The 12,674-nt window shown below is 35.9% G+C and carries 13 protein-coding genes; 2 read left to right on the top strand and 11 right to left on the bottom strand.

From position 1 onward, the window contains the following. Positions 1-11: 11 nt before the first annotated feature. On the bottom strand, positions 12-740 hold the full coding sequence (locus JF259_RS10535) for an energy transducer TonB (RefSeq protein ID WP_199115287.1): 729 nt from the start codon (positions 738-740) through the stop codon (positions 12-14). Positions 741-1,128: 388 nt separating this feature from the next. Next, the gene (locus JF259_RS10530) at positions 1,129-1,608 is read right to left on the bottom strand and encodes an Hsp20/alpha crystallin family protein (RefSeq protein WP_199115286.1); all 480 of its coding nucleotides are present in this window, start codon (positions 1,606-1,608) and stop codon (positions 1,129-1,131) included. A gap of 763 nt (positions 1,609-2,371) precedes the next feature. On the opposite strand from JF259_RS10530, the gene JF259_RS10525 reads away from it, so the two are divergent. Both JF259_RS10525 and JF259_RS10520 read left to right on the top strand, forming a co-directional pair. After that, entirely contained in the window at positions 2,372-2,866 is a 495-nt protein-coding gene (locus JF259_RS10525; RefSeq protein WP_199115285.1) for an RNA polymerase sigma factor, read from the top strand. A gap of 4 nt (positions 2,867-2,870) precedes the next feature. After that, positions 2,871-3,506 (top strand): hypothetical protein, encoded by a 636-nt coding sequence (locus JF259_RS10520; RefSeq protein ID WP_199115284.1) that lies wholly within the window; start codon positions 2,871-2,873, stop codon positions 3,504-3,506. On the opposite strand, the gene JF259_RS10515 is transcribed toward JF259_RS10520, so the two are convergent. From JF259_RS10515 to JF259_RS17705, 9 genes are all read right to left on the bottom strand, one after another. Further along, the gene (locus tag JF259_RS10515; RefSeq protein WP_199115283.1) at positions 3,503-4,084 is read right to left on the bottom strand and encodes a pseudouridine synthase; all 582 of its coding nucleotides are present in this window, start codon (positions 4,082-4,084) and stop codon (positions 3,503-3,505) included. The genes JF259_RS10520 and JF259_RS10515 overlap by 4 nt on opposite strands. Position 4,085: 1 nt before the next feature. After that, entirely contained in the window at positions 4,086-6,392 is a 2,307-nt protein-coding gene (locus tag JF259_RS10510) for a type IA DNA topoisomerase (protein WP_199115282.1), read from the bottom strand. Between the two features lie 101 nt (positions 6,393-6,493). Beyond that, positions 6,494-6,682: a hypothetical protein gene (locus JF259_RS10505; RefSeq protein ID WP_199115281.1), complete on the bottom strand. Its 189-nt coding sequence runs from the start codon at positions 6,680-6,682 to the stop codon at positions 6,494-6,496. Between the two features lie 228 nt (positions 6,683-6,910). Then, positions 6,911-8,176: a T9SS type A sorting domain-containing protein gene (locus tag JF259_RS10500; protein WP_199115280.1), complete on the bottom strand. Its 1,266-nt coding sequence runs from the start codon at positions 8,174-8,176 to the stop codon at positions 6,911-6,913. A gap of 10 nt (positions 8,177-8,186) precedes the next feature. Continuing rightward, positions 8,187-9,620 (bottom strand): cellulase family glycosylhydrolase, encoded by a 1,434-nt coding sequence (locus tag JF259_RS10495; RefSeq protein WP_199115279.1) that lies wholly within the window; start codon positions 9,618-9,620, stop codon positions 8,187-8,189. Between the two features lie 15 nt (positions 9,621-9,635). After that, positions 9,636-9,980, bottom strand: coding sequence for a hypothetical protein (locus tag JF259_RS10490; protein WP_199115278.1), 345 nt, complete (start codon positions 9,978-9,980; stop codon positions 9,636-9,638). Positions 9,981-10,132: 152 nt separating this feature from the next. Further along, positions 10,133-11,026: a sugar phosphate isomerase/epimerase family protein gene (locus tag JF259_RS10485; protein WP_199115277.1), complete on the bottom strand. Its 894-nt coding sequence runs from the start codon at positions 11,024-11,026 to the stop codon at positions 10,133-10,135. Further along, positions 11,013-12,446 (bottom strand): sulfatase, encoded by a 1,434-nt coding sequence (locus tag JF259_RS10480; protein WP_199115276.1) that lies wholly within the window; start codon positions 12,444-12,446, stop codon positions 11,013-11,015. Before JF259_RS10480 ends, JF259_RS10485 begins: the two co-directional genes overlap by 14 nt. After that, entirely contained in the window at positions 12,443-12,571 is a 129-nt protein-coding gene (locus JF259_RS17705; protein WP_262894900.1) for a hypothetical protein, read from the bottom strand. The genes JF259_RS10480 and JF259_RS17705 overlap by 4 nt, the downstream gene beginning before the upstream one ends. Positions 12,572-12,674: the final 103 nt, after the last annotated feature.

Raw genomic sequence — 12,674 nt, 5'->3', positions numbered from 1 at the left:
GTAATACAGTATCATATCGACTCCATTTTAAAGTATATGGGAATTGCATAAGATACTTTTACAGGTTTACCGCGTTGCGTGCCAGGTTCCATTTGCGGCAACAACTTTATAATGCGTTCTGCCTCTTTTTCCAAAATTTTATCTGGTCCCCTAGATTTTACATTTATGGTATGCCCTTTTGAGTCAATTACAAATAATACAAATACACGTCCCTGAATACCTAAATCCACAGCCGAATCGGGATACTTAAAATGTTTTCGTACATGTTCTTGGATTTTGGTTTGAAAGCACGCCTTAATTTCACTTTTAGTCTTTCCTTCGCAACCAGGAAACACAGGTACGTTTTCCAATACGGCAAAGGGCACCTCTACATCTTCAGTCACTTCCTCAATCTCAATGTCTTCAACATTCACAACACGCTCTTCAATTGCTTCTTCCTGAGTCGTTTCGGAACTTTCAATAACCGTTTCTTCAATTTCGACAACATCTTCAACAATTTCAATAGACTCTACAACAGCTACAGGTGGCGGTGGTGGCAGCTCTGTATTTACTGGTACAACTGGGATGTCCTCTTCAATTTGCGCTACCATTTCTATAACATCAATTGATGCAACTTTTTTTTCATAGGTCTTAAATTCCAAAGCTTGCCATGACAACAACAACATCAAATTAAGACCTATGGCAAAATAGAGGCCACTATTTCGCCCTACATCTACTTTTGGATTTTTTTTCGAGATCATGATAGTTGAATTTACTCGACAATCCATATACAAATTACTCCGAGACATGTCAAGGAATCAAAATGTTCAACCTATAAATGCCTCATGGTCTTGCCAGAAGTTGTTCATTACTATAAATTTAGCAAAACTACCGCTCAAAAACAATGATATTTATCACTTAAAATACTTAAAAACAATTAATTGCATTCGAAAAAGCTCATTTACCTAACAACCACAGCAACAATTCGAATACCCATGCTAAAACCCCTAAGCTTTACCTCATGCCATTTTATGAATAAAATGTTTTGACCTTTGCGGCATTGACTACTCTCATCTAACCTTTGCCTTATTTGGAAAACTGTTATTTTAACTTTGAACAAAAAAAAGCAGCTCCATTGAGCTGCTTACTTTAAGAAATCTTTATTTCACGGGGCGGTTTTTGTTTAGCCTCTTCTTTTTTAGGAAGGTGCACATGCAAAATCCCCTCGCTATAATTAGCTCGTATCTTGCCTTCTTCTACCGTCTCTGGCAATGTAAACGCTCTTTTAAATGAAGAATACCCAAACTCTCTACGAGTATAGCCTTCATTTTTATTTTCATTGGATTCGTTAATTTCTGCAGAAATGGATAAAGTATTGTTCTCTAAGTTTATATGAAAATCTGTTTTTTTCAATCCCGGAACAGCCATTTCTACAATATAAGCGTCTGTTTCTTCTTTTATGTTTACTTTAGGCAATGACATACCTGTATTAAAGCTAGAATTAAACATAGACGGAAACTCGCTTAGTGAAAAATCATCAAACCAATCTGATAATAACGGAAAACCTGAAAACGGTCTTGTTCTTTTTGATAGACCTCCATTTTTTGGCAATGTTACTAAAGTGCTCATAATTGAAAAATTTTTAAGTTAAACAATCTTCTAAGTTTCGTTTAACAAAAAACAAAAAGAATACCAATATCAAAACAAACTATTTTTAAGCTATAAATCCGTTATCTATGAATTAAAAACAGACAATTTTTCACTAAAACAACATAAAAATATGTCAAAATTTCAGTATTTTGCTTTGTTTTTGTAGTTTTTCACAAAAATCAAGACAACAATATTTTATGCTCATTAATTGCGACAGTACTAAGATTATGGTCATTAACCAATTATTAGCTTTTGATAAAATATTCATACAAACCAACTAGCTAATCAAATTAACACATAACTTTATAATTGAACTCATCTTGACTTTCTCCAATTGGTTAAAAAATTGCCCTTTTGAGCCTGCTTTTCGTCATTTTCTCATTCCGTAGCCCTGCTATGCAACTTAAAAATGCCTTCCATCAAGCTCAAAATAGCTAATTTTCACTTCAATCAAAAAAGTCAAGATGAGTTCATTATTTGAAAGCTTCAAGATTCATTGGAAGAAATACAAAACTCACAAAAAAACCTGCATAGATTTTATCTATGGTTGAAATATAATTAATTTAAAATCAGCAATTTACAACAGTAAACACGAACAATAAGTTTAATTAATCGCAAATGAATAGGCGCAGAAAAACAACCTCAATACACCAAGCTTTATTTAGCTTAAAATTTTATATTTACAATTGTTTGTAACATTTTAAACCACCAACATACTAACATTATAGCTAACCCAATTACATTGAACAAAGAACAGGAACATAATTTTATCGCTCTACTAGAAAAGCACCAGAATATTGTACATAAAGTATGTCGCTTATACACCAACAACCAAGACGCTCATAACGACTTATTTCAAGAAATAACCATCCAACTCTGGAAGGCTTTTCCTAAGTTTCGAGGAGACGCTAAATTTAGCACCTGGATGTACCGAGTTAGCTTAAATACAGCAATAACACTGTACAGAAAATCGAAACGTACAATAAGTACGCAAGATTTTAACGGTGTGGCATTTAAAATCAAAACTGAACAATATGACGACACAGAAGAACAACAACTTAAAACGCTTTACAAGGCAATCCATCAACTGAATGATATTGAAAAAGCCCTTGTTTTCTTGTATCTAGAAGACAAAGACTACAGAGAGATTAGTGAAACTCTGGGAATTAGCGAAGTCAATGCACGTGTAAAAATGAACAGAATTAAAACCAAGCTAAAAACCATACTAAACCCTTAATAACATGGATGAATTAGAGTTATTGAAAAAAGACTGGAACAAAGAAAATGGTGGCTTTACAAAAAAGACAACAGCCGAACTATACGCAATGTTGCACAAAAAATCGTCCTCCATTGTTAAAACACTATTTTACATAAGTGTAGCGGAATTATTATTTTGGATCGTTATCAATTCTATACCCTACATGACATCTGAGGAATACCAGAAAAAACTCAACACCATTTACGATAACGAATTCTTGTTTACCGGCCTAACCGTATTAAGTTACGGCATCATCCTTCTTTTTATATACCTGCTCTTTACATCTTATAGATCTATTTCTGTGACAGATAGTGCAAAAAAACTAATGGAAAGCATTTTAAAAACACGTAAGATCATAAAATACTATGTGTTATACAATCTTATTATGGCTGGTTTTTCGTTAATTATAGGTTTTTATTTTGCCTTTAAACACAACCCTGCCGTATCCGGAAAATTCAGTCATCTTGGTAACATGGAACTTATTGTCACAACAATAGTTATCATTGTATTTATCACGGTTTTCATCCTTGTTATCTGGTTTTTTTACAGGATCATCTACGGCCTACTACTAAAACGCCTCAACCGAAATTACAACGAACTAAAAAAACTAGAATTCTAACCAAGATTAGCAAAACCAGCAACCTCAACCACATCGCCCGGTTGCATTTCGCCTATCTTTATATTTCCAACCCGTACCCGCACTAAGCGTAAGGTTGGACATCCAACTGCCGAAGTCATTTTTCTCACCTGACGAAATTTACCTTCGTTGAGCGTTATGGACACCCAAGAAGTAGGACCATGCCTATCATCCCTGATCTTTTGCGGTCGCCCAGGCAAATCTGGCACGCCATTCAGCTTAACCACCGTACAAGGCTTGGTTAAATATTTCTTGCTATTAACACCGATTTCAACCCCGCTTTCCAGCTGCTTTACGGCTTCGTCCGAAATTCTACCGTCCACCTGTGCAAAATACTCCTTGTCCACTTTTTGACTGTTTACAAAATCACTTACCTTCCCATCTGTTGTCACTAGCAACAGTCCTTCCGACTTCTCGTCCAAGCGGCCAATTGCCATAGCTCCTTCAGGAAAATTCGCCAGACTCCCTAACAACTTTTTTGACCGCTGCTGTCTTGAATTTGTTTGAAACTGGCTCAAAAAGCCATAAGGTTTAAAAACAATATAGTGCTTATGTACCACTTTACTTAAGATCTTTTAATAGATTATAAACCAGATCTTTTGTTGCAACCCTATCTCCTATTTTTTGTCTTAAAGTTTCGAAAGCCACCTTAAAGTCGCAACCCAACTTATGGTCACTACACCCATAAGCCGCACGCCCCTTGACCACAGTTCCTTTCTTACATTTTGGACACGCTAAAATATCTGGAACAGCCTCAGTTTTTTTATGGGGTTGCTGTTTGGGCTCTAAAACAAGTTGAAAACTATCATTTAACCGCAATAAACCTTCTACAGTGCCAGAATCAGTTTTAAACCCCTTTAAATTAACGGTAGATCCTTTTTGCAGCAATCTCACAAACTGCTTTTCCGAAACCTTTTTTCCTTTAAATTTAAAAGGCAACACAAAACCACACCCCTGTGCATATTCCGTACAACCGTAAGCTGCCTTTCCTTTTATAAGATGTCCATTCTTGCATTTAGGACATGATTCAGATTCAATCCCTACCTTGCTCTTTACAGGCTTTTTAATAGCTTTTGATTCAACTAATGCTTTATGCGAAATATTAGCCCGTTTGGTCTCGCTTCTTACCTCATACACCAGAGCATCAACCATACGTTTCATATTCTTTATAAAAGCGCCTGCCTTAAAAGCTCCTTTCTCAATATCTTTCAATTGCTTTTCCCATAAACCAGTTAATTCGGCTGATTTTAGTAATTCATTTTGAATGGTATCTATCAGCTGAATACCGGTTTGTGTTGGTAATACCTGCTTTTTATTCCTCTTAATATATTTACGTTTAAATAAGGTTTCTATAATGCTTGCGCGGGTTGAAGGACGTCCGATGCCATTTTCTTTCATCAGTTCTCTTAAATCCTCATCATCTACCTGTTTTCCTGCTGTCTCCATAGCACGTAACAAGGATGCTTCTGTATATTGCTTTGGTGGTTTCGTTTCCTTTTCTAAAAATGACGGCTCATGTGGCCCTTTCTCTCCTTTTGTAAAAACAGGTAAGATACCTGATTCCTTTTCTTTCGTATTAGGTTTTTCAAAAACAATACGCCAGCCTTTATCCAATATTTCTTTACCAGTGGTTTTAAAAGACACATCGTCTGCAACCCCAACAACTGTGGTGTTAGCTACCGAGCAATCATCATAGAATACAGCAATAAAACGCCTCACGATAATATCATAGACCTGTTGCTGATTGTATTGCAGATTGGCCTGGATACCAGTTGGGATAATAGCATGGTGATCGGTTACTTTTTTATCGTTAAAAACCTTGGATGACTTTTTTATCTTTTTCCCTGAAGATAACAAAGGTGTCGTTAGAACCGAATATTTAGTTAATTTTTGAAGGATCCCCGGTACTTTAGGATAAATATCACTAGGCAAAAACGTTGTATCTACCCTCGGATAGGTCACAACCTTCATTTCGTATAGCTTTTGAACAATTTTAAGCGTTTCGTCGGCAGAAAACCCAAACTTTGTGTTACAGTATACTTGCAATCCAGTTAAGTCGAATAACTTAGGCGCATATTCCTTCCCTTTCTTTTTTGCAATGGACACGATCTCGAAATCGCACTTTTTCACTTTTTCAGCAAGCACCTCACCGTCTTCCTTTTTAAAAAAGCGCCCTTCTTCATAACTAAAAAGCGTATCTCGATACAGTGTTTGCAACTCCCAATATGGCTGGGGTTTAAAATTTTCAATCTCTTTAAACCTATTAACTACCATAGCTAAGGTAGGCGTTTGCACCCTTCCAACCGACAATACCTGTTTGTATCCCCCATGTTTAACAGTATAAAGCCTTGTTGCATTAATTCCCAATAACCAGTCGCCAATCGCCCTTGAAAAGCCTGCATAATACAAATTATCATAGTCTTCGGACGGTTTTAAACTCTCAAAGCCTTCTTTAATAGCCTCTGTAGTCAAAGAAGATATCCACAAACGCTTTACAACACCTTTATACCCTGCTTGATTTAACACCCAGCGCTGAATCAATTCTCCTTCTTGACCAGCATCCCCACAGTTTATAACCTCTTCGGCTTTATCAAAGAGGCCTTTTACAATTTTAAATTGCTTTTGGATTCCTGAATTAGCTACCACTTTCGTTTGAAACTTATCTGGCAACATAGGAAGGTTGTTTAAATCCCAGCTTTTCCAATAAGGCTTATAATCGTTCGGCTCGTAGAGTGTACATAAATGACCGAAGGTATATGTGACCGCATAACCGTTACCTTCGTAATATCCATCACGTTTGGTATTGGCCCCCAACACCGTAGCAATCTCACGCGCCACACTTGGCTTTTCTGCAATACATACCTTCACAATTACGAATTGGCTTTTAATTTTGGATGCAAAATAGGAATTTTACCAAATCTTGAAAAATGGACTTATTAGGAGTTATTAACTATCTTGTTATCTCATTTTTAACCACCACGACCACTATTCCCTTTCCAATTTAAATTTTGCCAAAGATAGATAGTAACCTGAAGACTCCTTTTGCTGCTCCAGAAATATATATTTTCTTTAAAAGCACACGCTTGAGGCAGAAGCACAAGATTTTCGTCTGTTTCATTTAGACCTTTTAGGTAAAAAAAAAAACGAAATTCTGTCATTTAGATTCCCGTTTTATTTATATATCCACATCCTTAAATCTTCGTATTCATGAATCTTCGATTCCCACAGTAATGACATTTTAGACGGAACACTGACAATGCGTATTAAGAAGCCCTTTTTGATTCAAAACCATAACATTAATGATGTCTTTGATTAGATTGGCTTTATAAACATATAGTCGATATGTTGTTTTTCTATACCCATATTACGTTCTTCAAGATAAATCACTAGTAAACAATAAGCTTTTTTACTTCTGTATTATTGTTTGCATCTTCAATATGTAACAAATACACTCCCTTCTTAATATTACTGATATTTAGCTGACCGTTATTAAGTTTAACTGTTTCCAAAACTTGCTTTCCTGAAATATCAAATAATTTTATTTTGGTAATTCTGTCTACAGCTTTAATATTTAATATCTCACTAGTTGGATTAGGATATAATGAAAACGTCAACTGATCTAACTTTTTCATGTTTAAAGTTGGTGAATTGTCAAAAACTATTCTAGAAATGGTAATTGGATTCAAATCTACAGCTGCACTTCCACTATTAGAGAATACTATTCTCCAATCTGTAATGTCTGCCGTCCATTCTGCTTTTCCACTTAAATCCATATCTATAGTTGAAGCTCCTAATGCTAAGGATTGATTTCCATAGGTTTGAGTAGCTGAAGCACCATCAACAAATTGAAATTTTATTTGATCTGCATTTGAAGTATTGTTATCTACTACAACATGCACATATTGATAACTTGAAGCATCAATACTAAAAAATTGTTGAGCAAACTTAGGTGCAGTATTTGTATCATCCCCGGTAAAAGATAGTTCTGATCCAGTATAAGAGACACTCCCTCCATTAAGCCCATCAAAACCACTAGCATTATCACTTGAAAAATCATAACTGGTTTTAGAAAGTATACCAGCATTAACGATCTCAATTTTTTTAATTATTACATTGCCATTTGTAGCACTATCGCCTGACAAGTTAGTTGATCCATCAGCTTGTCTAAAACGAATACCAACATATTCCATATTGGCAATATTATCGGTATCATTTAGGGTGCCATCTCCAGGGTCATTAGTGTAATTGTTCGATTGTAATTTGAACACATAGGTTGCCTCAACTCCAGAACCAGGTGAATTAGCTTGAATCATCCCTGTTTGATAACCCAAGAACTGTGTCCCCATATTTCCATTATTTTTATCAAAAAAACCTGAAAAACTTCCCACCTCCGCACTATTGTTTATAAGTGTTACAACCATATGCGTGCCATCAGACACTACAAAAGGATCTGCTGCTCGGGTAATGTCTACCCTTGGGACACCTGCATTAAACTCTAAAACCAAACCTTCGGCAGAAGGTGTTAAGGATGTACCACTCCCAGCTGCAACCCAACTACCTGGATTTGCAGACCCCGTAAAATCATACACTTTCTGTGCGTTTCCAATAAAAGCAAATGCAATAAATGCAAATAACAATGTATTTTTTTTCATAACTTAAAGTTTAAAGATTATTAATTAATAGTTTAGAATTCTTGTGTTGTCCATTTTTAAAAATGGTTTTTAATATATACATCCCGTTATTTACTTTAGGGAGTTTAATTGAGGGATCGCTATTATTGTAATCTAAAGGAAAGATTCTTCCGTTAATATCAACCAAAGCTATATGATCTATAGGTTTTCCAGTTTTTAGCTTTATAAAAGTGGAAGCTGGATTTGGAAAAAGCCTAAACCCTTTGCTAGTTTTAAAACGAGGTGTACCTAAACTGTTTCCTAATAAAGCATCCTTAACATCTTCTACCCAAGTTCGGTCACTTACTTTATAAATGGTTTTATTTGCCTCATCACCAGCATCCCAAGCGGTAAAGGCAAAACCTAAACTGATTGCTTTTTCGGCGAGATACTCATGGTATGCTACACGTGAAGCATTTTCTGGTCCACCAAAGCTTCCATAGGTCATGGTTGAATAATTATATCCGCCTTCGTTATCGGCTCCAAATTCTCCAAGAAATACTGGAATGTTTTTAGACTGTGACCAAGATTGTACGGCTCCAAAATTTGAGTCTATTTCAGATTTATCAGAAGTATTACCCCAATCGAAGTCATTATCATTCTCTCCAGAGGATGCTGTAAAAGCTCTAGGCCAATAATAGTGAAATGTTGCTATTAAATGGTTATCACTATTTATAACAGCATCATCTATTTGCAAAGGCGCTTCATAAGCATTTTTACTCCCTCCAGTAATGATAATATTTCTATCGACATTATTACTGCCAGAATTTCGGATAATATTTATAACATCCGCATTTAACACATCCATTTCTACATCGGTCAGGAAAAAATACGGCTCATTGACAATTTCAAAAAGCAAATTATAAGAGTAGTCCTTAAATCGTTCTGCAATTTGCGTCCAAATAGCCCTAAATTTCTCATTATCCGCTATACGCTTGGCTGAAGTTGGTTCAGTATAATACGCTGCCCATTTATCTTTTGAACTAAAAGTGTACAAAAACTCTTCTTTAAGAATTTTTCCATGAAAATCTAAAACTACAACGAGTCCTTCGTTTAACCCCCAATTAATAACTTCTTCAACTCTATCCAAATAAGTGCTATTAACTACGTAATCGGACATAGTACCTGTATACGAAGCCGAAGTACCCACCGTTTTAGAATATATACTGGTATCACCCGTCGTACGATCTCCAAAAAAATCCATAGGGATTCGAATGGTGGTAAATCCCGCCGCTGCCACATCCTGTATATAGGTAAGATCTAAGGCTGGCGCCCAATTGCCTTCAACAGGAGCACTTAAAACATTTCCCAGGTTTATACCTCTTCCCATTTTAGCAACCATTTGCTCTGGGGTCACCTGAGACATAGCATATTGAAAATTTAATACGATAAACGTCATAAATCCGGAAAATGTTAAGTACTTCATCTGATCGCTATTAATCTATTTTGTCACCTTTCCTTTTAACTCTCTTAGCACTTTTTTCTGCTCCTTTGTCAATACATTACCAAAGATTTGTTGGTAATATTTCTTATTGATTTCTTGATTTTTTTCCTTATTGAAGCCTTCCTTTTTAGCTACTCTCAAGGCTTTCAAACGTCCAATATGAATGTCCTTAATTTGATATTTTTGATTGTTTGTTAAGGCTAAGGATTGATTTACAGAAGCAATGTCTTTGTTTAATTTTTCCACCAAAACACCTGCCTTTTCGGCTAGTTTATCTGACTGCGCAGATGCTGCAAGGGCAAACCCGAAACACAATACACATAGTATTACAATTTTTCTCATATTCATTTAGTTTTGTTAGTGATACAAAAGCTCCAACCCGTTTTACGTTAAATAACACGGCTTTTGATATTGTAAAATTGAAAAAAGGAATACGGATTGAGGTTTAATTTCCGTCAAATAAAGTTTGCTTATCGTAAAAGCAGTAACTTAAATCAATTCTTAAGGTTAAATAATCTATATAAGCCCTTCAGGTTCTGTTCCAAGATAATTTCCGGATCACTACCTTTTACGTGTCCTAAAATACCAAAAGGCCCTGAATAATTTAGATCAAGTAATTGTTGTATCATTTCTTTTTCACAGTTACCCGCCCCTATAGTGATAATTTTAGGCCCTTCTTTTTTCATTCCGTTCAGGTTTACACACCATAAATAGGGCAATAGCATTTTTATATTTTCGGAATACGCATCCAACTGATCATGTGCGTGGTGAAAATTAAATACAACTCCTATATCTTCATCTGGGAGCGCCCTAATGATCTTTAATTGATTTACAGGATTTCCAAACCATCCTCCATGATTATAAAGTGCAATTTTGCAACCAATTTTTGAGGCTCTTACGGATAAATAAGAAATCATATCAACGGCTTGCTTTAAACGAACCTCTTCTGTTAGACTTTCAAAATAGGTAGGTTCGAAGCCGACCCATATTTGCGTTTTTAACCCCACCTTTACCAGGTTTTCAAAAACAGCCTCGCTTTCCGGTTTAAGCGCATTGGGGCGATCCTTATTTAAGTTAACATAGAGCCAAACTGCCCTGATAGTGATATTATGTGATTTAGCAAGTTTCCATTCGTATGCCATCGTAGAAATGTGTTTAGGCCTGTTTCCATAAGCATACTGATCATACCCTAAACGTTCCAACATGGCTATACGCTCGTCGGGCGTTCTGTCTTTTACATCAAAACCAACAATAGACCAAGGTATGAGATTGTCTTTCCTAAAAACATGTTTGTCTTTAACAAAATGATCTACAGGTGCTTTACAGCCAATACACCCCAAACACAAGCATAACATAATATAAACAGACTTCATCTTAGCGCTTTTCATAATCCGGATTCGGTCTTGGGCCTTCATATTCGGTTTCTCGTTTCCATCGTTCCAGTCTTTTTACCAATACCTGAAGGATTTCGGGTGCTTCAGTCGCAATGTTTTTGGTTTCATAAGGATCTTTATTTAAATTGTAAAGTGTATAAGTACCGGTATCGACATCTTCTGTTAATTTATACCCCTTCATTTGGATCACATTTACCCATTTAGAAGCAAACGTCTTTTGTTTTACATTGTAATTCGCATAATTAGTGTATTCCCATATTAAAGCGTCCCGACTGTTAGAGGTTGTATTACCCAAAAGCACCGGACTGATATCTTCTCCATCTAAAATATAATTTTCTGGTGCTTCAGCATTTACCAATCCTAAAAATGTAGGATACAGATCCACGTTAATAATTGGTTCTTCGGATACGGATCCCGGTTTAATTTTATGCTTCCACTTAAAAATATAAGGTACACGGATACCGCCTTCGAGCGTTTGCCCTTTTACACCACGATAAGGCTTGGTAAAAATATTGCTCTCCGTTTTATAATGTCCGTTATCGGAAGTGAACACTACTATGGTATTATCTTCGATATTTAGGTCTTTTAGTGCGTTCATCAATATTCCTACAATGTCATCCAATGCTTTTATCATTGCCAACACACTGATTTCGTCCTTTCCTACTTGATTATTTCCTTTATATCGGGCTTTGACATATTCCAAATCTTCCGGTTTTGGTTCCAGGGGTTTATGCACCAGATAGTACGGCACATAGGCAAAGAACGGTTGATCTTTTGCTGCTGAACGTTTTATAAAATCGATCGTTCTTTCTGTTACCAGATCTGACGCGTATAATGAGGAATCTAAATTCTTCTGTTCGGGTGAGGTTTTAAAATTATAATGCCCTAAGATCTCAAAGCCTTCATCAAACCCTTGATTCTTAATTTGTAATTGCTTTTTACCTAAATGCCACTTTCCAAAAGCAGCCGTTGCATAGCCATTGGCTTTCAGTGCTTCGGCGATAGTGACCTTTTCAAGTCCCAAGCCGCTTCCACTCCCTTTTACCGCATTGATAGCAGGAGGCAGATATTTCATTGCATGTAGGGTCTTTTTATCATTTATGTATCGATCGGCCACCCTGTATACTCTATGCCTGGGTATATACTGACCAGACAGGATAGTAGCTCTCGAAGGAGCACAGGTAGGGTCGGAAGCGTAGCCATTTGTAAAATGCATACCTTCCGCGTACAATTGGTCTATGTTAGGGGACTCTACAAAAGAATTACCATAACAATTCAGGGCATTAATCCCTAAATCGTCTGCCAGAATAAATAATATATTCGGTTGTTTATTGTCTTCTATCGAATCTTGCCCCAAAACTAAAGAGGATTGCATTATTACAAAGGAGGTGATTATAAATACTATTCTTTTCATGGTTGTTGTTTTTGAGGTTTCAGCCAAAACAGTTCTTTCCAAATTTTATCGCCTTGATTATCTAATTTTTTACCATCCGTACTTCTTCCATTTAAAATAATATCATTTAATGCTTTTGAAAGCATTTCCTTTATATGATCAAACGATGCATTATAAAACAGATTATTCTTCTCTGAGGGATCTTCTTTTATATTAAGTAAAAATCCTATTATTTTATCTTAACAATTA

Origin of the sequence: Snuella sedimenti, assembly GCF_016428595.1 — a bacterium.
GTDB lineage: Bacteria > Bacteroidota > Bacteroidia > Flavobacteriales > Flavobacteriaceae > Snuella > Snuella sedimenti.
Note: the sequence above shows the minus strand (reverse complement) of the source record. Positions and strands in the feature narration are given on the sequence as shown.